This window comes from Enterococcus sp. DIV0170 (genome assembly GCF_051710765.1).
GTDB lineage: Bacteria > Bacillota > Bacilli > Lactobacillales > Enterococcaceae > Enterococcus_A > Enterococcus_A raffinosus.
In genome coordinates this window covers 2,318,115-2,342,869 of the sequence record NZ_JBIOLG010000001.1, presented here as the reverse complement: position 1 = coordinate 2,342,869, position 24,755 = coordinate 2,318,115, and the positions used below count along the sequence as shown (strand labels likewise).

The 24,755-nt window shown below is 39.5% G+C and carries 21 protein-coding genes; 13 read left to right on the top strand and 8 right to left on the bottom strand.

Going from position 1 to position 24,755, the window contains the following annotated elements:
* The first annotated feature begins 285 nt into the window (after nt 1-285).
* The 7 genes from IGI50_RS11370 to IGI50_RS11340 all read left to right on the top strand — a co-directional run bounded on the left by IGI50_RS11370 (nt 286) and on the right by IGI50_RS11340 (nt 11,875).
* Entirely contained in the window at nt 286-3,201 is a 2,916-nt protein-coding gene (locus IGI50_RS11370; RefSeq protein ID WP_438776991.1) for an FAD-dependent oxidoreductase, read from the top strand.
* Between the two features lie 154 nt (nt 3,202-3,355).
* Entirely contained in the window at nt 3,356-3,715 is a 360-nt protein-coding gene (locus IGI50_RS11365; protein WP_438776990.1) for a DUF1827 family protein, read from the top strand.
* Between the two features lie 163 nt (nt 3,716-3,878).
* Nucleotides 3,879-5,351 (top strand): nicotinate phosphoribosyltransferase, encoded by a 1,473-nt coding sequence (locus IGI50_RS11360; protein ID WP_010745768.1) that lies wholly within the window; start codon nt 3,879-3,881, stop codon nt 5,349-5,351.
* Nucleotides 5,352-5,366: 15 nt separating this feature from the next.
* A complete protein-coding gene (gene nadE, locus IGI50_RS11355) occupies nt 5,367-6,191 on the top strand; it encodes an ammonia-dependent NAD(+) synthetase (RefSeq protein ID WP_438776989.1) in 825 nt (274 codons plus the stop codon).
* A 191-nt stretch (nt 6,192-6,382) separates the two neighbouring features.
* Nucleotides 6,383-8,188 (top strand): LTA synthase family protein, encoded by a 1,806-nt coding sequence (locus IGI50_RS11350; protein ID WP_438776988.1) that lies wholly within the window; start codon nt 6,383-6,385, stop codon nt 8,186-8,188.
* Between the two features lie 18 nt (nt 8,189-8,206).
* Nucleotides 8,207-8,953, top strand: a complete 747-nt coding sequence (locus IGI50_RS11345) for a tRNA 2-thiocytidine biosynthesis TtcA family protein (protein ID WP_438776987.1) — start codon at nt 8,207-8,209, stop codon at nt 8,951-8,953.
* A gap of 243 nt (nt 8,954-9,196) precedes the next feature.
* A complete protein-coding gene (locus IGI50_RS11340) occupies nt 9,197-11,875 on the top strand; it encodes a calcium-translocating P-type ATPase, SERCA-type (protein ID WP_010745772.1) in 2,679 nt (892 codons plus the stop codon).
* Nucleotides 11,876-11,924: 49 nt separating this feature from the next.
* On the opposite strand, the gene IGI50_RS11335 is transcribed toward IGI50_RS11340, so the two are convergent.
* Nucleotides 11,925-12,431: a GNAT family N-acetyltransferase gene (locus IGI50_RS11335; protein WP_010745773.1), complete on the bottom strand. Its 507-nt coding sequence runs from the start codon at nt 12,429-12,431 to the stop codon at nt 11,925-11,927.
* Between the two features lie 153 nt (nt 12,432-12,584).
* Between IGI50_RS11335 and IGI50_RS11330 the strand changes: the two genes are divergently transcribed.
* On the top strand, nt 12,585-13,010 hold the full coding sequence (locus IGI50_RS11330) for a hypothetical protein (protein WP_010745774.1): 426 nt from the start codon (nt 12,585-12,587) through the stop codon (nt 13,008-13,010).
* Nucleotides 13,011-13,823: 813 nt separating this feature from the next.
* Here the strand turns inward: IGI50_RS11330 and IGI50_RS11325 are convergent.
* On the bottom strand, nt 13,824-13,991 hold the full coding sequence (locus IGI50_RS11325) for a hypothetical protein (protein ID WP_438777604.1): 168 nt from the start codon (nt 13,989-13,991) through the stop codon (nt 13,824-13,826).
* A gap of 7 nt (nt 13,992-13,998) precedes the next feature.
* The gene (locus IGI50_RS11320) at nt 13,999-15,018 is read right to left on the bottom strand and encodes a lactonase family protein (protein WP_438776986.1); all 1,020 of its coding nucleotides are present in this window, start codon (nt 15,016-15,018) and stop codon (nt 13,999-14,001) included.
* 106 nt (nt 15,019-15,124) lie between these two features.
* Here IGI50_RS11320 and IGI50_RS11315 point away from each other — a divergent pair, with 106 nt between their 5' ends.
* Together IGI50_RS11315 and IGI50_RS11310 are read left to right on the top strand one after the other, a co-directional pair.
* Complete coding sequence (locus IGI50_RS11315) at nt 15,125-15,469, top strand: PTS glucitol/sorbitol transporter subunit IIA (protein ID WP_438776985.1); 345 nt, start codon at nt 15,125-15,127, stop codon at nt 15,467-15,469.
* Between the two features lie 12 nt (nt 15,470-15,481).
* Complete coding sequence (locus IGI50_RS11310; RefSeq protein WP_438776984.1) at nt 15,482-16,645, top strand: AI-2E family transporter; 1,164 nt, start codon at nt 15,482-15,484, stop codon at nt 16,643-16,645.
* 36 nt (nt 16,646-16,681) lie between these two features.
* Here the strand turns inward: IGI50_RS11310 and IGI50_RS11305 are convergent, their stop codons facing one another.
* Both IGI50_RS11305 and IGI50_RS11300 read right to left on the bottom strand, forming a co-directional pair.
* Nucleotides 16,682-17,302, bottom strand: a complete 621-nt coding sequence (locus IGI50_RS11305; protein ID WP_438776983.1) for an NAD(P)H-dependent oxidoreductase — start codon at nt 17,300-17,302, stop codon at nt 16,682-16,684.
* Nucleotides 17,303-17,400: 98 nt separating this feature from the next.
* A complete protein-coding gene (locus IGI50_RS11300; protein WP_010745780.1) occupies nt 17,401-17,709 on the bottom strand; it encodes a rhodanese-like domain-containing protein in 309 nt (102 codons plus the stop codon).
* 301 nt (nt 17,710-18,010) lie between these two features.
* Here IGI50_RS11300 and IGI50_RS11295 point away from each other — a divergent pair, with 301 nt between their 5' ends.
* The 3 genes from IGI50_RS11295 (at nt 18,011) to manA (ending at nt 21,039) form a co-directional block, all read left to right on the top strand.
* Entirely contained in the window at nt 18,011-18,832 is an 822-nt protein-coding gene (locus IGI50_RS11295; RefSeq protein WP_010745781.1) for a VOC family protein, read from the top strand.
* Nucleotides 18,833-18,969: 137 nt separating this feature from the next.
* Nucleotides 18,970-20,001 (top strand): serine hydrolase domain-containing protein, encoded by a 1,032-nt coding sequence (locus tag IGI50_RS11290; RefSeq protein ID WP_438776982.1) that lies wholly within the window; start codon nt 18,970-18,972, stop codon nt 19,999-20,001.
* Nucleotides 20,002-20,088: 87 nt separating this feature from the next.
* Entirely contained in the window at nt 20,089-21,039 is a 951-nt protein-coding gene (manA, locus tag IGI50_RS11285) for a mannose-6-phosphate isomerase, class I (protein WP_438776981.1), read from the top strand.
* 40 nt (nt 21,040-21,079) lie between these two features.
* Here manA and IGI50_RS11280 read toward each other — a convergent pair whose 3' ends face one another.
* The 3 genes from IGI50_RS11280 to IGI50_RS11270 all read right to left on the bottom strand — a co-directional run bounded on the left by IGI50_RS11280 (nt 21,080) and on the right by IGI50_RS11270 (nt 24,697).
* Nucleotides 21,080-21,766, bottom strand: coding sequence for a type 1 glutamine amidotransferase (locus IGI50_RS11280; RefSeq protein ID WP_028020371.1), 687 nt, complete (start codon nt 21,764-21,766; stop codon nt 21,080-21,082).
* Nucleotides 21,759-23,111, bottom strand: a complete 1,353-nt coding sequence (locus IGI50_RS11275) for a MurT ligase domain-containing protein (RefSeq protein ID WP_438776980.1) — start codon at nt 23,109-23,111, stop codon at nt 21,759-21,761. Before IGI50_RS11275 ends, IGI50_RS11280 begins: the two co-directional genes overlap by 8 nt.
* Before the next feature lie 188 nt (nt 23,112-23,299).
* The gene (locus IGI50_RS11270) at nt 23,300-24,697 is read right to left on the bottom strand and encodes a TrkH family potassium uptake protein (RefSeq protein WP_438776979.1); all 1,398 of its coding nucleotides are present in this window, start codon (nt 24,695-24,697) and stop codon (nt 23,300-23,302) included.
* Nucleotides 24,698-24,755: the final 58 nt, after the last annotated feature.

Genomic DNA, 24,755 nt, shown 5'->3' with positions numbered 1-24,755 from the left:
CAAAAAGAATCGAGAGCCGTTTTGTAATCATAAATACTATTTATATATTTTATGTAAATAAACTATTGGAATTTATCGATTAAATTTCTTACAATGAGCGTAAGAAGGAAATATACTTCCTTGTTCATAAATTATCAAGAAAAAAACTAATGCAAATGAAACAGCAGGTACAAAAGAAGAATTGACTGAAAAAGTCCTTTGTTAATCATTTGACCGCACATGTGAATTTTGTTACATAACGAGAGCTTTTTGATGAGTAGGCGTTCATTTTGAAAGGAGAACCATATGTTAAGAAATTTATTTGATGAGATTCCATTAGCATCCGGAGCAAGTTTTAAGAATCGTTTGTTTATGTCGCCAATGACGACGCAATCGGCCTTTTATGATGGAGAGATCACACAGCAAATCATTGATTATTACGCGTTTCGCTCTGGGGATGCGGCGGCAGTTATTGTTGAAAGCTGCTTTGTGGAAGACAAAGGACGCGGATTTCCCGGCGCATTAGGTGTTGATACAGATAAAAAAGTTGCTGGTTTGACAGAATTGGCAACAGCTATTAAATCAAAGGGTTCAAAGGCGATCATGCAGATTTATCACGCTGGTCGGATGGCTTGGCCGGAAATCAATGGTGGCGCAACACCCATTTCTGCAAGTCCAGTCGCAGCTTTGCGTCCCAATGCTCCTGTCCCTCGTGAAATGACAGAGGAACAAATCTTAGAAATGATTACGATGTTTGGCGATGCCACACGCCGTGCAATCGAAGCTGGTTTTGACGGTGTGGAGATTCATGGAGCCAACACCTTCATTTTACAGCAATTCTTTTCTCCTCATTCAAATCGAAGAGAAGACCAATGGGGCGGCAGCCGTGAAAAACGGGCGAAATTCCCCTTAGAGGTCATGAAAGAAGTGCAGCGAGTAGCAGAAGAACAAAAAGCAGAAAACTTTATCATCGGTTATCGCTTTTCACCAGAAGAGTTAGAAGAGCCGGGCATCCATTTTGAAGATACGATGTTTTTATTGAATACGCTTGCAGAGTTGCATCCAGATTATTTCCATTTTTCAATGGGAGCCTATACGCGTCCTTCAATCGTTGATTCGGATGATCCGGAGCCGCTGATTACGAAATATCTAGCGCAACGCTCACCTGCGTTGGCACAGATTCCGATCATGGGTGTGGGGTCTATCCTCCAACGAGCAGACGCGGAAGATGCGTTGAAATTAGGCTATGATCTATTAGCAGTCGGCAAAGGATTCCTGATTGAACCAAACTGGGTAAACATGATCAAAGACGGTGTAGAGGTGATTGATTATGCCCATGTGAATGCCCAAAGAAAATTATTAATTCCGACTCCTTTATGGGATTTCATGGCCTATATGGTTATTGATCCAGAAGAAGAGAAACGGAAACATGAACGATTGAAAGAATTACAAAAAGTGAAACTAACCTTCAAACCTGGTACTTATACGGTTGAGGCGAAAGGCCACAATAGCGAGCTTGCGATGAATGTGACCTTTTCAGAAGAACGGATTGAAAAAATCGAAGCAGATCAAAGCAATGAATCAGAAGGGTTATCCGATCAGGTGTTCATTCGCTTGCCACAACAAATCATAGACGGTCAAACACTGAATGTGGACGTAATCTCTGGAGCTTCTGCATCTAGTCAAGGATTGATTGACGGCGTGGCTGAAGCAGTAGAAATGGCTGGGGCTAGTTCAGAAGTGTTGAAGGCTCGACCAAAACCAACGGTTCAATGGTCCAAAGAGGTTGTAGAAGAAAAAGCAGACGTAGTAATTGTTGGTTCTGGGGCAGCAGGGATTTCTGCGGCGTTAAGAGCAGATCAGATGGGCTTAAAAACGATTCTGTTAGAAAAATTAAGCTTTGTTGGTGGAGCAATCTCTATCAGTGGCGGGAATCAAGTGGTTATGGGCTCCAAGCTGCAAGCGGCAGCAGGCGTTTGTGATGACACAGCGGAATGCATGATAGAAGATTTCTTAGCTAATGGTAGTGGCTTAAATGTCCCTGAGCTTTTATCCACTTTAGCTGAAAATGTTGGTGAAACGACTGATTGGGTTCACGAATATATGGGTGTCGAATACGATATGAAAAACGGGCTGCATACTTTAGCAGAATATCGTAAGAATCGTGAGCTGGCATATGAAGATGGCGGACATGGGTTTGCGGCTAGTGCTAGAAAGGCATTGGAAAGAAGCAATGTAACGATTTATCTGCAAACAAAAGCAGAACAATTGCTAACGGATGGAAACGGCAAAGTGACTGGCTTAACGGCTGTTGAAGATACTGGTAAGCGGCACAATATCCATGCGCAAGCAGTCATTCTTACAACTGGCGGCTATGGGAACAATCCGAACCTGTTGAGCTCTGAATTGAATAATATTCTCTTTTATGGGACCAAGTCCTCTACAGGTGATGGCATATTAATGACTACAACACCTGAGTTGAACGCGGCGACACGTCTGATGGAGTATGGAAAGATTTACCCGAATGGTGTGGAAGTTTCTCAAGGGTATGCAAAATCAACTATCGGCGGGAACATTGAAGTGTTGAAACGGAACGGATTGCTAGTAAATACTGCTGGAAAACGGGTAATCAATGAACGTGCCAGCAATAAGAAAATTCTAGAAGTGCTCTTACAGCAAGATCCGCAAATGTTATTCCTATTGATGGATGCTGAACGCTTCGAAATCTTTACTGAAGCCGTAGAAGAAGGCGGTATTACAAGAGAAGATTTGGAACGTTGGATCGAAAACGAAGAAGAAACCCCACAAATCTTCCGAGCGGACACGTTAACAGAGCTAGCTGAAAAAGCGGGAATGGAACATGATAGTCTAGTAGACACCGTGGCTCGATATAATGGCTGGGTGGAAAAACAAAAGGATGGAGATTTTGGTCGTCAATTGGAGTTTTTACAAGAAAAAGTTGGTGAAGGTCCTTATTATATGATTGAACAAAAACCGCGTTTTGCGACAACGATGGGTGGTCTAGTCGCAAACGGACAGTTACAGGTCTTGAATCGCAACGATCAAGCGATTGAAGGGCTTTACGCAGCAGGTGAATTAGTGGGCGGCGTAATGGGAAGCGACTCTCCATCAGGGGCCAATAATGCTTGGGCATTGACTTCTGGTAAACTGGCCGCGGAAAGTGTTCAAAAAACAGTACAAGTAGAATATGTCATGCAGTAAAAGTAATCCTGAGGCGGCTGTCTCAGGATTTTTTTCTTTTTTGTAAATTTTTTTTATTCCTTAAAAAAACAATCGATCATTATGGTAAAATAGTCAATGTTAAGAATTAAAGTCAGTCATTTCGACTAAAATAAATAGAATAGGAGATTGTTGAATGAAATTAATTGAGACCCCATTAAATAGCAATGTTAACTTGGAAACACTATATCCTAATCTAACGAAATACTTTTTTGATAAGCGCCAAGCTGTGAAGCTTCTTAAATTATATGCGTATGATCGCACAAAAATCATTTACGCTGACCGATTTGATACGATTGATTTGCTATTGTTAAATCGCAAACGAAAGATCAGTCATCAAGAGGTCGACACAATCATTCACCGACTATTGAAGGTGGACCGTGAAGATGTAACCGTGAATGTAGGCTATAAAAAACAAATCATGGAAGCTGGTTTGCGTCCTAAAGAAACCTATAAGGACATCATAGCAATAGAGTACAAAGTACCAACAGAATAATTGATGAAAGAAAGACCGCGTGTCTTTCTTTTTTTTATCAAATAAACAATCTATGATAAAAAATTCACGGATTAGCAGGGAGCAAAAGCTACTCCCTCAGAACTCTTGTGATATAATGAGAGAAATAGTTTAAACTACTAAAAACAAAATGAGGAGCATGACTATGAAAAAGTTGTACGAAGATGACAGTTTGACACTTCATACGGACCTTTATCAGATCAATATGATGAAAACTTATTGGGAGACGGGTCGAGCGGATCTTCATGCCGTCTTTGAGTGTTACTTCCGTAATATGCCGTTCGATAACGGTTATGTCATCTTTGCTGGATTAGAGCGTCTAGTTAAGTACTTGGAGAAACTATCATTCAGTGAGAGCGATCTAGCCTACCTGTCGGAGGTAGAGGAATACCCAGCAGATTTTATTAATTATTTGCGGGAATTCGAGTTTACTTGTACTGTTCGTTCTGCCATAGAAGGCGAACTGGTATTTAGTAACGAACCGATTATTCAAGTAGAAGGGCCTTTATTACAATGCCAGCTAGTTGAAACGGCACTTTTAAATATTGTGAACTTTCAAACCTTGATCGCGACCAAAGCCGCTCGAATCAAATCAGTTATCGGTGAGGATCCATTATTGGAATTCGGTACACGACGTGCGCAAGAATTAGACGCTGCACTCTGGGGTACACGAGCAGCTTATATTGGCGGTGCAGATGCTACCAGTAATGTACGAGCTGGAAAGATTTTCGGTATTCCAGATAGTGGAACGCATGCTCATTCATTGATTCAGTCCTATGGTAATGACTATGACGGGTTTAAGGCATATGCAGAAACACATCGAGACTGTGTCTTCTTAGTCGATACGTATGACACGATCAAATCAGGAGTGCCAAGCGCGATTAGAGTAGCACGGGAAATGGGCGATAAGATCAATTTCTTAGGTGTCCGAATCGATAGCGGGGATATGGCTTATATCTCAAAACGAGTACGCCAACAACTGGATGAGGCTGGATTTCCAGACGCGAAAATTTATGCTTCAAATGATCTAGATGAAAGTACGATTTTAAACTTGAAAATGCAGCACGCGAAAATCGATGTCTGGGGTGTTGGTACAAAGTTAATTACAGCGTATGATCAACCAGCGTTAGGTGCAGTTTTCAAATTGGTCTCAATTGAAAATGAAAAGGGAGAAATGGTAGACACCATTAAACTTTCCAGTAATGCAGAAAAAGTAACGACGCCTGGGAAAAAACAGGTTTGGCGAATTACACGTAAATCTGATGGGAAATCAGAAGGAGACTATGTAACGCTATGGGACGAAGATCCACGAGAAGAAAAAGAAATCTATATGTTCCATCCAGTCTATCCTTATATCAATAAAACAGTGAAAAATTTTGAAGCACGTCCGGTTCTCAAAGATATCTTTGTAGATGGAAAACGAATCTATGAACTTCCTGATTTAGAAACGGTGAAGCAAACGGCGAAAGAAAGCCTTGATTCGTTATGGGAAGAATACAAACGTGACTTGAATCCGCAAAAATATCCAGTCGATCTTTCTACGGAGTGTTGGAATCATAAGAACAAAATTATGGACCAAGTACGTAAATCTGTGGTACAAACAGAACAAGAAGATTAAAGGAGTGGACGTTTTATGACGTTGCAAGAAGACATTATTAATGAATTAGGAACCAAGCCAACCATCGACCCGAAAGAAGAAATTCGTAAGAGCGTTGAATTCTTAAAAGCTTACTTAAAAAAATACCCATTTTTAAAAACATTTGTCTTAGGGATCAGCGGTGGGCAAGACTCTTCATTGGCCGGTCGTTTAGCACAACTTACGATGGAAGAAATGCGTCAAGAGACAGGCGATGAAAACTACAAGTTTATCGCTGTACGTTTGCCTTATGGCGCCCAAGCCGACGAAGCAGACGCGAAAAGAGCGCTAGCGTTTATTCAACCAGATGTTAGTCTAAGCGTGAATATCAAAGGAGCCGTTGATGCAGAAGTAGCCGCTTTAGAAGAAGCGGGTGTTTCCATCAGTGATTTCAACAAGGGCAATATCAAAGCGCGTCAACGAATGATTACACAATATGGGATTGCTGGAGATAATCAAGGGGCGGTTATCGGAACGGATCATGCCGCTGAAAACATTACAGGCTTCTTTACAAAATTCGGTGATGGCGGGGCAGACATTTTACCGTTGTTCCGTTTGAATAAACGACAAGGAAAAATGTTGTTGAAAGAACTTGGAGCGGACGAAGCCTTATATACGAAGGTGCCTACTGCCGACTTAGAAGACGGGAAACCTCTGATTGCGGACGAAGTAGCGTTGGGCGTGACTTATGATGATATCGATGATTATCTAGAAGGAAAAGAGATTGATTCAAAAGCGCAGGAAACCATTGAAAATTGGTGGAACAAGACCCAGCACAAACGTCATTTACCAATCACTATTTTTGATGACTTTTGGAAATAAATGATGACTAAGACCTAGTGGAGAACAAGCTTCACTAGGTTTTTTTGACTCATACAAAAAATAGAGAGTAGAATCTTTCAAAGTATCAAATTTTAAATAACTATCTGTTTAAGGGAGAGATGTATAGGTATTCTTTACTTTCCATAGTTTTCTCGCTAAAATATTTAGGTGTTCATGAATAGGAGAGAGCTATGCAAAAATTTCGAAAACTTCCATGGCGCCAATTTCTAAAAGGAATCGGTGTGTTTGGTTTGATTCTTGTTTCAAATCTTTTTTTTCAGCTGACTCAGAATGATTTCTCTTTTGATTTAGCCTTTAAATTCGCCTTTTCTTGGCATACCGAAAAATTCTTTTTAGGTTGTTTTGTCTTACTGATTTTTTACGGATGGCTTAGTAGTTTTTTAGGTTCATTAAAAGCAGGCAGCGTATTTTATACATTAGCAGTGATTGGTGTTGGAATAGCCAATTATCTGAAAATGAAGTATCGAATGGAACCCATTTATCCCGATGATCTTAAAATGATCACAGAATTTGGAATGATTCGGGATATGGTTGGAGTGCCAATATTCCTTCTATTTTTGTTGCTACTAACAGCCGGTGTAGTTTTAGTCATCTTCAGCATAAAGAAAAGTTTAAAGCTGAAGAAGAAAAAACAATGGATTCGATTGGGATTTTTTCTTTTAACAAGTATGCTGTTGCTATATATTGGCGGGTTTAACCAACAAGGGAATTTATTGCGAAAGGCGTATAATAAAACCGCCTTATGGATTCCCTACAGTCAAAAAATGAATTACTATAATACAGGATTTATGGGCGGTTTCTTATACAATCTACCAGTAGATGCGATGGAAAAGCCAGAGAATTATTCAGAAGCGGCTGTAAAAAAAGTTACGGAAACCTATGAAGCGAAGCAAAATGAAGAGGATATTGAAAAACCAAACATCGTTTATGTCATGAGTGAGAGCTTTTCTGATCCAGCACGCTTAAAGGGCTTGGAAGTGTACGGAGGAGATCCATTACAGGACTATCGAGCAGTCGCAGACAAAACATATAGCGGACAAATGTTGTCGCAGAATTATGGGGGCGGGACCGCTAATATTGAGTTTGAGGCGTTGACCGGATTTTCTATGGAGCTCTTTAACGCGCAGATGACGACTCCCTATACAATGTTAGTTCCAGAATTTCAAACGTTTCCTTCATTAGTGAGTACCTTAAAAAAACGTGGCTATGAAACCACTGCGATTCATCCCTACAATACATCCATGTACAAGCGGAAGGACGTCTATCAAACGTTTGGCTTTGACCAATTCCTAGATGAAAGTACGATGAAACATACGGATAAGATCGAAAACAATCCTTACATTTCTGACGAAGCTGCTTACCAAGAAATTTTTGATCAATTGGAAAAAAAGAATAAACCGCAATTTTTACATCTGGTAACGATGCAGACGCATATGCCCTACGAAAATAAATACGATAAGCTGCCCTATGTCGTTCAAGGAGACAACAGTTTAGCAGTAAGAAGCTATCTGCAGGATATTGCGTATAGCAGCGAGGCATTGAAGGCCTTTTTAGAAAGATTGGATGAACTGCCTGAACGAACACTGGTTGTTTTTTGGGGTGATCATTTACCGGGCATTTACTCTGCTGCAGTACAAGAAGAAAATCAAAGGCATTTATTGCATGAGACAGAATTCTTAATGTATGACAATCGCCATCAGCTAAATAATCAGCAGGTTACAACGAGTCCATTTTATTTTGCGGCGGATCTTTTTCAGCAGGGAAGAATTCAAATGACCGGGTTTCAAACCCTATTAGTCTCTTTACAAAAGGAGCTGCCGGCCTTTGAAAAGGGCATGTATTATCAAAGCGGGCAATGGTTCAAAGAAGCTCGTTTAAATAAGAAGCAAGAAAAGTTGTATCAAGACTATCAAATGATCCAGTATGATATCACTGCTGGCAAGCAGTATAGTTTAAAACAAAATTTTTTTGAGTAAAGAGCTAAAGGAGTAAGTATGGGATTTAAAAAGAAAGACAATCAGAGCTATTACAATCCTTTGCGCCGCGCTATCTTGAATCACCAGATGATCGAGCCTGGCGATAAAGTGGCGATTGGCATGAGCGGTGGGAAGGATAGTACCACCTTACTTTATTTATTGGATCGAATTCGGAGACAAGGGCGTTTAGGTTTTGACTTTGAATTGATTCCAATTTCTCTTGATATGGGGTTTGATGGCTGTGATATCACCCCTATGAAGGAGTTTGTGGAAAGTTTGGGCTATCCACTAGAAATTGTGCCTACGAATATCGCAAAGGTTGTTTTTGATATCCGAGAAGAAAAATCACCTTGTTCCTTGTGCGCAAAGCTTCGCAGAGGGATTTTATATAATCGAGCCAGTGAGTTAGGCTGTCAAAAAGTAGCATTAGGTCATCACGTGGATGATGCAATCGAAACATACTTTATGAATTTTTTGTTTCACGGACGAATGAACAGCTTTGAACCAAAAAGTTATCTGACCAAGACAAACGTGACCCTAATCCGCCCCATGATCTATCTTGAAGAAAAACAAATCATTCGACTTGTGAAACGTGAAGAATTACCAGTCATTTTTAATCCTTGTCCTGTGGATAAGAAAACAAAGCGTGAAGAAATAAAAAACTTGGTGACGAACCTTGCTAAAAACTACCCAGATATACGGGAAAAGTTTATAATGGGCATGGAACAAGGAACAGCTGAAGATTTTTGGACCAAAAGTCTCTAGTGGAAGCTCTTACAATCGATTATTTTAAAAGTAGTGATTGTATTCCCGCCTTTTCTCATGCTATAATTCGTTTTGTATTCATGAGGGAGTAACTAGCAGCGCAAGCTGTGGCAACGCCACCAGCAAGAAAAAAATATTTTTCTGGTGTTGTCTTAAATAGTGAGACTTATGTATGTGTCTTTTCGCATACACAAGTCTATTTTTTTTACTCCCGAAAGGAACACTATATTAAGGAGGATAAGAATGTCAGAGGAGAAAAAACAACAACTGATAAAGCCTTTTTATTCGGAAGAAAAAGAACAGGTTTTAGCAGAAGTTCAAACAACAGAAGAAGGGCTGACATCTGCAGAAGCAGAAAAACGCCTGAATGAATATGGTTTGAATGAACTAGAAGAGGGTGAAAAGAAAAGTATGCTCGCCCGCTTCTTGGAGCAATTCAAGGACTTAATGATCATTGTTTTACTATTTGCAGCGGTTATTTCCGCAGTCGTCTCACATGAGGTAGTCGACTCGATCATTATTCTAGCTGTTGTTATTATTAATGCCGTAATGGGTGTGGTACAAGAATCTAAGGCAGAACAAGCGATTGAAGCGCTGCGTGAAATGTCTACACCGAATGCAAATGTCTTACGGGATGGACACACAAGTTCAGTAAAATCAACAGATCTTGTTCCTGGGGATATCGTTATGCTGGAAGCCGGAGATGTGGTACCAGCGGATCTGCGTTTGATTGAGGTTGCTTCATTAAAGATTGAAGAAGCGGCCTTAACTGGTGAATCTGTCCCCGTTGAAAAAGAGCTCATCGTGATCGATGAAGGCGAAGTCGGCATTGGTGATCGTGTGAATATGGCTTACTCAAATAGCAACGTCACCTATGGTCGTGGTAAAGGTGTCGTTGTCAACACCGGAATGAATACCGAAGTAGGAAAAATCGCTGGAATGTTGGCACAAGCGGACGAGACTGAAACACCGCTTAAGAATAACTTGAATCAATTAGGTAAATTCTTGACGTTTGCAATTATTATCATTGCGGTAGTGATGTTTTTCGTAGGAACAGTCTTTAACAACACTTCTTGGGTCGATATGTTATTGACGTCGATCTCATTGGCCGTTGCGGCGATCCCAGAAGGATTACCTGCGATCGTTACGATCATCCTTGCTTTAGGAACACAAGTAATGGCTAAACGTAACTCTGTCATTCGTAAATTACCAGCAGTTGAAACTTTAGGTTCAACAGATATTATCGCTTCAGATAAAACAGGGACGTTGACCTTGAATCAAATGACTGTTGAAAAATTATATGTAGATAATCATCAGTATGAAGCAAACGGCGAAGTTCCTAGTGACAGCATGGCGATGAAGGTCATGAACTATGCGAATGATACTAAAATTGCTCAAGATGGCAGTTTGATTGGTGATCCGACTGAAACGGCGCTTGTCCAATTTGGGTTGAATAATCATTTTGATGTTCGTGAAAAGGTAGCCGAGGAACCTCGGGTTGGTGAATTACCTTTCGACTCAGATCGTAAATTGATGAGTACTTTACACGAAGAAAAAGACGGGAAGATACTGGTGGCTGTTAAAGGAGCACCGGATGTTTTATTGGATCGTGCAACACAAATTCTGTTAAATGGTCAAGTTGTACCAATGACGGACAAGGAAAAACAAGATATTTTAGCCAATAATAAAGACATGGCGCAGCAAGCTTTGCGTGTCTTAGGAATGGCCTATAAGTATGTTGATCAGGTTCCTGCTGAACTGGAATCTGAAATCATTGAAAATGATCTGATTTTTGCTGGGCTAGTCGGCATGATCGACCCAGAACGTGCGGAAGCAGCTGAAGCGGTACGTGTAGCGAAAGAAGCTGGGGTCCGCCCAATCATGATCACAGGGGACCACAAAGATACAGCGGAAGCTATTGCTGCTCGTTTAGGGATCATTGAAAAGGGCGATGATGACTCTGTATTGACGGGTGCTCAACTAAATGAAATGACTGACGAAGAGTTTGCTCAAAAAGTTGAACATTATTCTGTTTATGCCCGTGTTTCTCCGGAGCATAAAGTTCGAATCGTCAAAGCGTGGCAAAAAGAAGGAAAAGTCGTTGCCATGACCGGTGATGGTGTCAATGATGCTCCTGCCTTGAAACAGGCAGATATCGGTATCGGTATGGGAATCACAGGGACAGAAGTTTCTAAGGGTGCTTCTGATATGGTCCTTGCGGATGATAACTTTGCCACAATCGTAGTCGCTGTTGAAGAAGGACGAAAGGTCTTCTCAAATATCCAAAAAGCAGTTCAATATTTATTGGCTGCCAACTTGGGTGAAGTGTTGACCTTGTTTATCGCAACATTGCTTGGTTGGGACACCTTGTTACCTATCCACTTGTTATGGATCAACTTGGTAACTGACACATTCCCAGCAATTGCTTTAGGTATGGAACCAGCTGAAAAAGATTTGATGCAGCACAAACCTCGTGGCCGTAGTTCGAACCTGTTCTCAGGCGGGGTCTTCTCTAGTATTATCTATCAAGGAATCTTAGAAGCCGCTACTGTATTGTTTGTTTACTGGTCCGCAATTCAATGGCCCGTTCATACCAGCTATGGAGAGATTCATTCAGATGCGTTGACAATGGCCTTTGCTACGTTAGGTCTGATGCAGCTATTCCACGCATTTAACGTGAAATCAGTTCATCAATCCTTATTTAAAGTAGGACCTTTCCGCAACAAGAGCTTCAACTGGGCGATCTTACTTTCCTTCGTATTGATGATGGTGATCATCGTCGTTCCTGGATTGAATGATATCTTCCGAGTAGCTCATCTTGATCTTTATCAATGGGGCATCGTCATCGGTGCATCCTTTGCGATTATTCCAATCGTTGAAATCGTAAAAGCTTTCCAACGAGGAGCACAAAAAGATAAGTAAAAAAAGAATCCTTCGCATCTCGATCAATTAACCGAGATGCGAAGGTTTTTTATTTGATTAAGGCATACATCTGCATGTCTTTGATTTCACCGTTTTTGACGGCATTCTTTCTTAACGTTCCCTCAAATTGAAAACCGCTTTTTTCTAATACGCGACAAGAGCCTCTGTTTGTTGAAAAAGGTTCGGCGAAAATACGCATGATGTCTGTTTGATTAAATACATGACCTGCCAGCTGTTTCACAGCTTCCGTAGCAATTCCTTTGCCCCAGTACTCTTCTGCTAAATAATAGCCCATCTCAGCCGTTTGACGATGGATGTTCTCACATCGAAAAGCACCAATACTGCCGATGGCTTTGTTTTCATCGTTAATTATCGCAAATGCAAAAGTTTTGGTTGAGTCAGCCGCTAGCATGTCTTGAATAAATGCTTGTGCGTCTTTCTCAGTGTAAGGATAAGGAAGGCCATCGCGTAAGTTGTCTTGAATTTTCTTATTGCTTAACATTCCCGCTAAATCTTTCGCATCCTCTAGCCGCCATTTTCGAATGATCTTATCCATAAACATGCCTCCTAAGAAATAATTGTTCCTTTAACGGTATCATCAATTAAAGTAAAAATGAAGTCATTTCTTAATATTTTCTAGGCAGCTTTGCATCTTGTTCGAAAATCGGTAAAATGAAAGTATTAAAAGATAGAAAGTAGGAAGAAATGAATGCGACCTAATACAGGGTTTTACGCTAGAGAAATTAATGAAATTGTCCAAAATACAGAAAAAATGGGAGAACGTCTACACCCAAGCTATGAGGAAATACGTACGGCTTTAGATGAAAAGAAAATAGCTGATTTTGATCAAGAACGTTTATCTGAAATCCATGAACTTTTTAAAGAAGGAACACAATTTTACCAATTAAATTTAGAAAAAATAGGTCTGCTGAAAGCACCAGCAAAAGTGATGGGAAATCATAAAAGCTTCGAAAAAGCCTATATTCAATATGTCGCTGGCTGCCAAGAAATGACAGACAGCCTATTACCGGAAGTAAATGAGGAAGCCTTTAATGCAGCTGAAAAAAAACAAGATGCTGCAACGGATACGATCTACAAAACAATTCAAAAAATCACGAATTTGTTATTGAAATAGGTAACAAGCCAAAATTCAAATAGAACAAAGGTTTTCTAATTTTCTTATAACGTTATTTTAAATACAAATAGGGAAAGATCAGGTATGATTAATTCATAACCAATAACAACCTTTTCTTTTTCATTGCATTTAGGTAATACTCCTTTAGCACCGATTTGCCGATCGGTGCTTTTTTTGTCAGTCCAACTTTTCACAGTTTGTTAAAGTATGAGTGGGATTATTTTTTTAAGGAGTCTTGGAACAAGAAGTTTAGTTGGATGATATGCGAAACGAAAATCAGAATCATTTTTTGCGGTCTTCGAAAAATGAATCCTTCAAAATGAGATAGCTGCGAGTTCTGCTTTTAGCAGTTTATCTGATGTGAATGATAATCACTGAGTTTTTAAGACTATAAGAATTTGTGTAGTTTAGCAGAATCGTATGCGAAACGAAAATCAGAATCATTTTTTGTGGTCTTCAAAAATGAATCCTTCAAAATGAGGTAGCTGCGAGTTCTGCTTTTAGCAGTTTATCCGATGTGAATGATAATCATTGAGTTTTTAAGACTATAAGAATTTGTGTAGTTTAGCAGAATCGTATGCGCAACGAAAATCAGAATCATTTTTTGTGGTCTTCAAAAATGAATCCTTCAAAATGAGATAGCTGCGAGTTCTGCTTTTAGCAGTGTATCCGATGTGCCTCAGCTTCATTGAGTAAGTATGAATGCGTACGTAGCGAATATTTTACTAGATAATCGAAACGATGTTATTCATTAAATAAAAAGAAGGCTGATCCTAAAGTGAAACTCACTTTTGGTCAGCCTTTTTTAAAATGTTAATTCTCGATGTTTCTTACATAATTTTCAAAGTAATCGTTTAAATCATTCTTGATTTTTTGATACTCTTCCTCTGTATACTCTTTCTCTTCTAACCGCCCCTTAAAATTAGGCAGATCCAGATCTTTTTTTAATCGTTCAATCACTGCTTCTTTGTCCATAATCATTTCCTTTCTACCCGAAATACACACAAACAGCTTCCGGAGCAAAAACATCCTTTTGAATCATTGTCAATAAACCGGTTTCTTTATCACGACGGTAAAGAGTTAGATTGTCGCTGTTCTGATTTGCTGCGACAACATAGGCATCATCTGGGCTCAAAGCGAAATCTCTAGGGAAATCACCTTCAGTAGAAATGATTTGGATAGTCTCAACGCTTAAGCCATCCTCTGCGATCGCGAAGGCTGCAATAGAGTTGTGACCACGATTTGATGCGTATAAGAAACGTCCATCATTAGAAACCCGAATAGCTGCTCCACCATTTTCACCATCAAAATCTTGTGGTAAGGTGGAAACTTTTTGTTTTTGAGTAAAGCTGCCATCAGTTTCATCGTAGGACAAGACACTAACACTGCTGTCCAATTCACCAAAAAGATAGGCAATAGCTTTATTAGGATGGAATACCAAATGACGCGGTCCCGTTCCAGGCTCCGCAACGTAAACAGCAACTTCTTCAACCTCACCGGCTACACTAACATCATACGTATAGACACGGTCAGTACCTAGGTCACACACAGCTAGACGTTGATCCGGTGTCAAATCTGTGTAGTGGGTATGTGCCTTGTCTTGATTTTTATGAGGGCCTGTTGGTTCTTTATGGGAAAGAGACGCTGCTGCTTCAAGTGAACCGTCAGGTTGAATTTTATATGTGTTCAATGCACCTTTATGGTAATTTGCGCCGTATACTAATTTACGGGCTTCGTCTACCGCAACATAGCAAGGGGCAGCGCCTTCTTCTGTGGCTGCATTCAAAAATTTATTTTGAGAATCATAACTGGAAAGTCCGCCTTTTCCCTCGCGACTGGTCACAGAATATAGGGTCTGCTGCTTACTCTTCGTAAGGTAGGTAGGGCTGGTTTCTTCTGTTACTAATGTTAAGTTGTTTAATGTCTCCGTTGAAGTATCTAACTCAATTTGATAAATACCTTGACTAATGCGTCGTGTGTATGTGCCTAAAGTAATCGTGTGAATCATTAAAAAACCTCCTTCATTCTATGTCCATTTTAGCAAGTTTATTCCCACTTGGATAGCGCTAACTTTGTGATATAATTGAAAAATAAATAAGAAAAGAGCGTGACATATGACAGTGACAGAAATTACTCAAATTGGAAAACATGCGATTAACGATGAAAATATTTTAGTTCTTTTTGGTGAGAGCATCACACCAGACTTGTTGGATGTTTCGATCGTTCAAAAGAAAATTAATGAAGAATTGGTTGAGCTAAAAAAAGGCGGACAACTTATTTTTGGCGATCAAAGCTATCAAATAAATGGGGTAGGACCATTAGCGAATGAAAATCTAAATGAAATTGGACATGCGACTGTTTTCTTTCAAGAGGAAGTTGGCGCGATTCCAAACGGGATATATGTTACCCCGGAAAAGCTTCCTAAATTGGAAGTCAGAATGAAAATCAGTTATCAGTAGGAGCGTGAGTGAGTGGATAAAAAGAAATTAACGCACAAGACCTCTTGGTTTTGGAAATGGTTCTTAAACAGTCAAGTGGTTGTGGCACTGATCATCGTATTGCTGCTGCTGTTGATTGCGTTGGTCTTTACAAAAGTATCCTATCTGTTTGAGCCTGTGGGACAATTTTTTGCTATCGTAGGCTTGCCGATGGTAATTGCGGGGATCCTTTATTATTTAATGAATCCAGTTGTCAATTTTTTAGAGAGAAAGGGCATCAAGCGAACGATAGGGATCGTGTTACTATTTATTGCTGTTGTGGCATTAATCATTTGGGGGATCGTGGTTATTATTCCTCAGATTCGGGAACAAGTGGGCTCAATGATGAGAAGCTTGCCAGGATATTTTGATACGATTAGTGACAAGATAAGCGAGATCTTCAAAGATCCAGCCTTCCAGCCATTTCAGCAGCATATTGATAATAGTCTGCAGAAAATATTGGAATCCTTAACAGAGACTGCTCAAAATATTTCTCGTGTGACGCTACAGGGCTTAGGAAGCGTTGTGTCGACTCTTGCAACCGTGGTGATTGCGTTGATCACCGCGCCGATCATCTTGTTTTTCCTATTAAAGGATGGCGATCAGTTAGCGCCATATATCCTTAAGTTTCTACCGACAAAGACACGTAAACCAACATTGAGAGTGATGACTGAAATGAATTCCCAGTTGGCTTCGTATATTCGCGGACAGTTGACTGTGGCTTTCGCAGTGGCGGTAATGTTCATTATTGGATTCTCTTTAGTAGGAATGAATTATGCTATCACATTAGGAATCTTAGCAGGATTTTTGAATTTGATTCCGTATTTGGGTTCGTTTTTGGCCATGGTACCGGTCGTCTTCATTGCGATTGTTACGGGTCCGATTATGTTGATTAAAGTGATTATTGTTTTTGCGATTGAGCAAACAATCGAAGGTCGAATCGTTTCACCATTGGTCTTGGGGAATCAATTAGAAATTCATCCTGTAACAATCATGTTTGTATTGTTAACAGCAGGGAAAATCTTTGGTATCGCTGGTGTGATCTTAGGAATTCCCTTTTACGCGGTGGCGAAGGTTATCGCTATTCATGTATTTGAATGGTACAAAGGAGTTTCAAACCTCTATGAGGACGAAGAAAAAAATCCTGTCGACGAGTAATCGACAGGATTTTTTGTGTTTCAAAGCATGGGTTTGCTAAAATTGAGCAGCCGATGCTTTGGCTTTTTCTTTAGCCGCTTCCATAATTTCAGGTGCTCTCGATGGATCATAGTCTGCACCCTCAATATAAATGGAATCAAATTCAGAGATACCGATAAAATTCAAAATTCCCTTAACGTATTGTGCAGAGAAATCTTGACCGTTATATGTACCGCCACTTGATTGTATGTGAAGAGCTTTTTTATCTGTAATCAATCCGGTTGGACCTTCTGCCGTATACTTGAAGGTTTTCCCTGCGACGTTGATTGTGTCAAACCATGCTTTTAATCTTGTTGGAATATTTAGATTCCATAAAGCATTGGCGATGACGATTTTTTCACTAGCTAAAAATTGATCAGTAAATTCATTGAAAACGCGAACTTTTTCTTGTTGAACGTTACTTAATTCTGTATAATCAGCACCTTTTTGCAGCGATTTCCAAGCCGATAGCAGGTCGCCGTCAATTTCGGGGATATCTGTATAATACAAATCTAACATGGTGAAAACATCTTCAGGATGACTTTCTTGATGGGCCTTAATGAAAGTGTCCAAAACAGTTACAGTTTGTGAGTCTTCTGCGGCTAACGGATGCGCATTCACTACTAAAACATTTGCCAAAACTAACACTCCTTAAATTTAATTACAAACGAATCGTACACAATATATCTAAAACAGACAATTTATTTGCTCAATGCAAACATTAAAAACATTTTTTGTTAACTTGCTAGATATTGTTTATACGCAGAAGTTCCACCAATCACATTTACTACTTGGTAGCCTTCATTTCTTAAAAATTGCGCCATCGTTTTTGAACGACCGCCAAATTGAGTGAACAGGTAATACGTTTTACCTTTGTCAAGTTGGCTTAAACGATTAGGCAATTGGGTTAGCGGAATACGGGTGACATTTGATCCTTCTACTAGTTCAAAGGAATCATTTAAATCAGGGTCTCTCAAGTCCAAAACATCCAAGGGTTCTTTAGCGGCAAGCATCATAAATTCTTTTGTTGTTACTGAGTAATTCATTTTTCTCAACGGCCTTTTCTTTCTTAAGATTGATTTCAACTTTAATATATTTATTGTCTTATTACAAGTGTTATCATAGTCATTTTACTGGAATTTGATGAAAAGTAAAGAAAACATTCAAAAAATTTTTATTTAGAGAAAATATTGATAAGCATTTTTCTTGCATTCATATAAAATCATTTATTCTTTGGTAGAAGAACAGTGAAAAATTTTCCCAGAGTTTTAAATTATTTAAAAAATGATATTGCTTGCGCGAAACCGATCGCATCGTTAAAATGGTAGTGACGGAGGGAAGAGAATAATGGGAAATTTTCATTTAGGGAAACTTAATTTAAAAACGATCGCTATTCGTGTACGAGATCGTGACGGATTGATTCACTTCTATCGTGATATTATTGGCTTACATTTATTGCGAGAAGAAAATGAATTGGCGATTCTAGGATACAAAGATCCAGCCAGTGAATTGCTTTGGTTGGAAGAAAGCCCACGGGCAGATGAACATCGTGGAGAAATAAAAAAGATGCACCGCTTTTCACTAGTTGTGCCTAATGTAGAAGAATTAGCGAACGTTTATTATCGAGCAGAAAAAGAAAACTATCCAGTCAAATCTGCCTTGCAGGCGGATGATGAAAAGGGCTTGCTCTTTGAAGACCCTGAAGGAAATGAGATTGAAATTTTCTATGCTCCTAGCAAGGAACGTTCAACTTCGGAACCGATCGAGATCGATTTTACCGAATTGTTAACCAAGGCTACAAAGCGTGAAAAAATTCATGGCGCTTATTTTGACAAGGTTCACTTAAATGTGAGTGACTTGAAGAAGCAGCAATCATTCTTAGAAGATATTCTGGGATTGAAGGTGCATGATGAGAGCGATGAAGCCTCTCTTTTGAACAGGGGCGATTTTAATGTAGGGTTGACAGCAGCTACTGGTGGGACAATTGATTTACCAACAGATAAAGTTTTAGGTTTAGATTTCCTACAATTTAAAGTTTCAAAGGAGACATTGTCAGAACTGCGTCAGCACTTGGCTGAAGAACAGTTAGACTATTTTTGTGATAAGAAAAAATCACTGATTACCCTTTACGATGCAGCAGGCATCGAATGGTGGTTCGTATTGAAATAATAAAAGCCGCGAGAAATCGCGGTTTTTTTCTATATATGGCTGCTGGCTAAAAATAAAATCTTTTTTTAATTGTCCGAAGCTTTCAAATTTTATTTTATGCTATACTTTTTTGGGTAATATTTTTAAGGAGGACGGTCATGTATCCTGAAACACGTCATTTAATTGAAGAAAAAATGGGAGACGGTGTTTTTCCTGGTGCAGTCCTTCGTTTTATCGAAGGCGAGCAAGAGGAAGAAGAAGTCTACGGATTTGCACAAATCGAACCAACAAAGCTTGCCATGCAGGAAGATTTTCTTTTTGATGTCGCCTCTTTAACAAAAGTGGTCTGTACAACGACGGTGATGCTAAAGCTCAAAGAAGAAGGGAAAGTCTCTTGGGACCAATCGCTGCACGAACTATTACCAGAATTTCAAAATGAAACGATTACCATTCGACATTTGCTGACCCATACATCGAATATCCAGACCTATATACCGAATCGTGACCAGTTGGATGCGCAAGAACTACGTGGGGCCTATCTAACTCTTCAACCAGGGGACAAACTTGGAGAAGTGGTTCAATATACAGATGCAGGAACGATTTTGCTAGGCTTTTTGATTGAAGAGCTTTATCAAAAAGACGTTATCGAAGTATTCAAGGAGGAGGTTTTACAGCCGCTTGGTATGTTAGAGAGTATCTTCTTGCCACAGTCGTTAGAGGATAAAATCGTTCCGACAGAAAAGCTTCCTAACGGGACAATTTTGAAAGGCGTAACGCATGATCCAAAAGCTCGAGTCTTGGCTGAGCATGCAGGCAATGCAGGTCTTTTTACGAATGTGAAAGATTTAAGTAAATTTGCAAAAATGTATTTGAATCTTGGACGTGTTAGCGATATTATTTATTTGCATGACAAGACAACTTTAGCTTTACTTAACGATCAGACACCAAACGAAAAAGGAAAACGTTCAATTGGTTGGGACTTGAAATTCAGTCCATTGGATCAAACACCATTACTTTTTCACACAGGGTATACGGGGACTTTTTTAATGCTGGACATCAAAAAAAAATCTGCCTTCATTTTTCTATCCAACCGTGTACACTTAGAAGATCATCGAGAAAGCTATATTACTCACCGCGATGAGATTTTGAACTGCTACTTAAATGAGCGGATGAAAAACTATCAAAAGTAATGAGAAAAGAGAACCCAATCGAATGATATTGGACTAGGTGAGTAGTATTAGACTTGAAAATAAATCAAATAAAAAGGAGCAAGAATCATGGAACCATTATTTTTAAAACCAGTTTTTCAAGAAAAAATTTGGGGCGGTAATCAATTACACACCGTTTTTGGCTTTGATATTCCTAACGATAAAATTGGAGAAGATTGGGCGATCAGCGGACATCCTCATGGCGTTAGCATTGTAGAAAATGGGCCATATAAAGGCTGGAAGATTAGTGATCTTTGGAGCGAACATCGTGAATTATTCGGAAACGCTGAAGGGGATGTATTCCCATTGTTGACGAAAATTTTAGATGCAGAGGATGATTTATCGGTCCAAGTTCATCCTGATGACAGCTATGGGTTAGAACATGAAGGTGAATTAGGAAAGACAGAATGCTGGTACATTATTAATGCAAAACCAGGTTCGGAAATTGTCTACGGACACAATGCAACCACTCGTGAAGAGTTGGAAGCAATGATCAAAGAAGAACGTTGGGATGATTTATTGCGCCGTGTCCCTGTTAAACCAGGAGATTTCTTCTACGTACCAAGCGGAACGATCCATGCGATCGGTAAAGGAATCATGATTTTAGAAACACAACAAAGCTCGGATACGACTTATCGTGTTTATGACTACGATCGTAAAGACAACCAAGGGAATACCCGTGAGTTACACATCCAACAATCTATCGATGTCACAACGGTTCCTGCTATTAGTCCTGAACTAGAGGTTTCTGAAAGTAAAAAAGGAACCTCATCAGTGATCACCTACCTAAAAACAGATTTCTTTAACGTTTATGAATGGGATGTTGTTGGTGAGCTTTCTCTTAAAAAAGAGGGCGACTATACACTAGTAACCGTTGTTGAGGGCTATGGAAACTTGATCGTTGACGGTCAAAGCTATGAAATGAAGCCCGGAACAAGCTGTATTCTACCAGCTCAAATCACAGAATGGAAAGTTGAAGGCGAGATGAAGATAATCGCATCAACACCAGGAACGAAATAAAGAAAAAAATGACCATCAGCGAGAGGCCGATGGTCATTTTTTATGGTAATTCTGGAAGTATGACGTCTTCGCCATATTTATTTTTTAAGGCGGTGTGGAGTAAACGCACAGCTAAAGATTTATTACGGGCTAAGATCGGTCCGTGGAAATAAGAGCCATAGACATTTTTGTAAATAACGCCTTCTCCTTGATCTTCGCCGTTATTGCCATTTCCTTTGACGATCGTGCCAAGAGGACGTTCACCTTCTCCTAAAAATGTCCGTCCGTTATGGTTTTCAAATCCGTAATAGGTCTCACCGAACTCTTCATTGTGGATCTCAATATCACCGATAAAGCGGTGGTTGTCTTGGCTTAATGTGTAATGGTCCAGGGCCCCGATTCCATCGATTTTTTCACCATTTGCACCAATGTAATAGTGTCCTAATAATTGATAGCCTCCGCAAATCGATAGGATGACCCCATCGTTTTCGATGTACTTGATTAAATCTTCTTTTTTATCCTGAATATCTTTGGATACGATCACCTGCTCATAATCTTGACCGCCGCCAATAAAAACAAAATCATACTTATCAGGATCGAAGTCTTGATAAATACTTACGATTTCTGAGTGAAGCTCGATGCCCATTTGTTTCGCGTAATAATTCAAGGTTAGAAGGTTTCCGTTATCACCATAGGTATTTAATAAATTTCCGTATAAATGTGCTAAGTTCAATTCATAGTTAGCCACGATCCATACCTCCATCAATGTAGCCTTTTTGGGCTAATTCTTTACGTAATTGTAAGACGGCAGTGTAGGTCGCTAGGATATACACGTGTTCCGTCGGCAATAGTTTGATCTTTTCGATGACATCCGTCAAGCTTTCTGTCTCGGTCAATTTATCCTCAGGGATACCTGCGACTTTTAAGCGAAGAGCCATGTCCGTATGACGGTCGCCTCCAGCAATCACTGCGGGAATGTCCATCTCAGCAAATGCTTCATGATTGCCGTCCCAGATCCAACTAATATCAATTCCATCAGCATAGTTGGCGTTCAAAAGCGATACTAATGAGAAAGGATACGGTGCTAAACCAATCATATCAATAACTTGATTCAGTCCCACAGGATTTTTAACCAAGACCAGCGTGCATTTTTTACCCTCGATCTCAAATTCTTCTTGCCGTCCAAAGACTTTCTCATCATAACCTAGACCACGCTTGATTTTTTCTTTGGATACACCGTAATACTCGGCCACAGCAGTTGCAGCAAGGGCATTATAGACATTGTACATACCGCCGACTTCGATTTTGTAATCTTGACCATCAATGATAAATTCTGAAGATTTATTATCCATTGCCTTCATCTCAGTCAATTTGTAATCTAATTCTGGTCGATGAAACCCGCAGTTTGGACAATAATATTTTCCAAGATTGGCATAGGTAATCATTTTATATTTTAAAATGTGCTGACATTTCGGACAAAGCAATCCATCTGTATTATAGTGCGCATCTTGATCCTTATCAGGCAGATGATCAAAGCCATAGTATTTTCTTGAATTAACTGTTTCCAATGAATTAAAGATGGGAGAGTCCCCATTGCACAATATTGGCGCACTCGGTGATTTTGCAGCACCATCCACGATCAATTTGTACGTTGTATAGATTTCACCGTAGCGATCCATCTGATCACGGAAAATATTTGTGAATAAGAACAGTTCAGGCTTGATGTATTCTGTCACCTTGCTCAAACTGGCCTCATCGATTTCTAAAACAGCGATTTTCTTTCCACCTTTTTTTCCCTTCGCGTTTAAGAAGGTAGAAACGATCCCTTGAACCATATTAGCCCCCGTTGGATTCGTCAGTACGTAATCAAATTCCTGCTTCAAAATATTTACTGTTAAAGCGGTCGTCAACGTTTTTCCATTGGTTCCAGTAACAACGACAACTTTATAGTCTTTGACTAATGTATCTAAAATTTTCGGATCCATCTTTAAAGCAAGCTGACCCGGATAGCTGGATCCGCCTTTAAAGAACGTTTTTAATACCCATTGGGCGGTCTTGCCGGCCGAGATTGCCAGTTGACTTCGTAACCCCATTACACATCCTCCATGTCTGTAACAAATTTAATTCATCTTATCATATTTGAAAAAAAAGTTTAAATAGCTTTCCTTTTTCTTAATGATTACAGCAGTATCCTTCTTGAAAGATATTTTGTTTATCATTCATATGCTTCATCAAAGTGTAGAATACCATATACAAAAAAAGGCTGGAGCAAGTTTTGCTCCTAGCCAATAATAATCTTTTCTTCTGGAAATTCATAGCCTAAGTCTTGTGTTTCTTTCGGAACGAATAACATCAATGTATACAGCATACCCACACGGCCAATGAACATTAAAATAGCGATCATAATCTTGCCGGTATTAGAAAGGTCGTCAGTGATACCTAAAGAAAGACCAGTGGTTCCGAACGCCGAAGTAACTTCCACAATAATCGAGATCAGAGAATGATCTTCAGTAGCAGTTAAAAATAAAATGCTAAAGAGGCACATTCCTGCCGAAAGCATGAAGACTACCACGGACTTTCGAACATCCTCCTGAGCGATTTTCCGTCCAAAGATATTAATATCATTTTCATTTTTTAAGAAGGAATAGAGGTACAATCCAATAATTGCAATTGTCGTCGTCCGAATTCCTCCACCGACAGAACTTGGTGAACAGCCAATAAACATCAATAAGGAGAAAATGATCAATGTCGTATTTTGGAAGAGATTCAGATCGTGAATCTGTAGGCCAGCGTTACGTGTGGTCATCGAGTAGAAGGAGGAGTTCAACCACTGATCAAATAAACTCATATTGGAGAAGTTGTGGTCTTTTTCCAGCAGCCAAATGGCTACAGTTCCTCCGATAAACAGCACGAAGAATGCCAATAACGCAATTTTTGAAAATAGACTAAAACGAAACGGAATCCGTGACTTAGATTTTTTATGATAAATCCATCCATGAAAATCCATCAAGACTGGGAAGCCGATGCCACCGATAAAAATTAACACCATGATCGTTACGATAAAGAACACGTCATGAGAAAAAGGTATGATCGATTCGCCGGTGACATCAAAACCAGAGTTTGTCACTGCCGAAATCGCCTGATAAAAGCCAAAGAAGATGGCTTCTGAGATTTTATGATAATAACCAGCCAAATAGAAGTAAATAGAGAAGATTGTTCCGAATATAACTTCGATTGCTAGTAGCATCGTAAAAGTAATACGAATTAAATTGACGATGCCGCTGAGTCGAGGCTGGTTCATATCCGTCATGATAAGCTGTCGCTGCTTTAACGTGATTCGACGCTTAGAAACAATAAAAAAGAAGGTAGTGATCATCATGATCCCTAATCCGCCGACGTGGAATAAGACCTCCAACATCAGGATGCCAGCGTCATTGAAGACCGAGTTAATATCAAAGGTCGTTAACCCTGTGACCGATATGGTTGAAATCGCCATGAAAAGCATATCCAAAAAAGACACGTGAGAACCGGGTTCACGAAAAAAAGGCAAGCTAAATAAAATCAATGAAAGAACTGTCATGGCCAAATAATAGAAGACAATGATCTGAATCGAAGAAAAACGATTATTGATTTTTTTCCAACTCTTTTTGAGAAAACTTATTCGTCGATCAAACTTCATGGGGCACTCCTTAAATCATCTATTCGAAATTTTAACAATAGAGACAGTATAGCATGCT

Excerpts from the sequence above, each read along its gene's own strand:
- IGI50_RS11320 (WP_438776986.1), bottom strand. The coding sequence starts at position 15,018 with ATGATTCACACGATTACTTTAGGCACATACACACGACGCATTAGTCAA.
- IGI50_RS11350 (WP_438776988.1), top strand. The coding sequence starts at position 6,383 with ATGCAAAAATTTCGAAAACTTCCATGGCGCCAATTTCTAAAAGGAATC.
- IGI50_RS11290 (WP_438776982.1), top strand. The coding sequence starts at position 18,970 with ATGTATCCTGAAACACGTCATTTAATTGAAGAAAAAATGGGAGACGGT.
- IGI50_RS11315 (WP_438776985.1), top strand. The coding sequence starts at position 15,125 with ATGACAGTGACAGAAATTACTCAAATTGGAAAACATGCGATTAACGAT.
- IGI50_RS11370 (WP_438776991.1), top strand. The coding sequence starts at position 286 with ATGTTAAGAAATTTATTTGATGAGATTCCATTAGCATCCGGAGCAAGT.
- IGI50_RS11300 (WP_010745780.1), bottom strand. The coding sequence starts at position 17,709 with ATGAATTACTCAGTAACAACAAAAGAATTTATGATGCTTGCCGCTAAA.
- IGI50_RS11330 (WP_010745774.1), top strand. The coding sequence starts at position 12,585 with ATGCGACCTAATACAGGGTTTTACGCTAGAGAAATTAATGAAATTGTC.
- IGI50_RS11365 (WP_438776990.1), top strand. The coding sequence starts at position 3,356 with ATGAAATTAATTGAGACCCCATTAAATAGCAATGTTAACTTGGAAACA.
- IGI50_RS11340 (WP_010745772.1), top strand. The coding sequence starts at position 9,197 with ATGTCAGAGGAGAAAAAACAACAACTGATAAAGCCTTTTTATTCGGAA.
- IGI50_RS11325 (WP_438777604.1), bottom strand. The coding sequence starts at position 13,991 with ATGATTATGGACAAAGAAGCAGTGATTGAACGATTAAAAAAAGATCTG.
- IGI50_RS11335 (WP_010745773.1), bottom strand. The coding sequence starts at position 12,431 with ATGGATAAGATCATTCGAAAATGGCGGCTAGAGGATGCGAAAGATTTA.
- IGI50_RS11295 (WP_010745781.1), top strand. The coding sequence starts at position 18,011 with ATGGGAAATTTTCATTTAGGGAAACTTAATTTAAAAACGATCGCTATT.
- IGI50_RS11275 (WP_438776980.1), bottom strand. The coding sequence starts at position 23,111 with ATGGGGTTACGAAGTCAACTGGCAATCTCGGCCGGCAAGACCGCCCAA.
- IGI50_RS11360 (WP_010745768.1), top strand. The coding sequence starts at position 3,879 with ATGAAAAAGTTGTACGAAGATGACAGTTTGACACTTCATACGGACCTT.
- IGI50_RS11345 (WP_438776987.1), top strand. The coding sequence starts at position 8,207 with ATGGGATTTAAAAAGAAAGACAATCAGAGCTATTACAATCCTTTGCGC.
- IGI50_RS11270 (WP_438776979.1), bottom strand. The coding sequence starts at position 24,697 with ATGAAGTTTGATCGACGAATAAGTTTTCTCAAAAAGAGTTGGAAAAAA.
- nadE (WP_438776989.1), top strand. The coding sequence starts at position 5,367 with ATGACGTTGCAAGAAGACATTATTAATGAATTAGGAACCAAGCCAACC.
- manA (WP_438776981.1), top strand. The coding sequence starts at position 20,089 with ATGGAACCATTATTTTTAAAACCAGTTTTTCAAGAAAAAATTTGGGGC.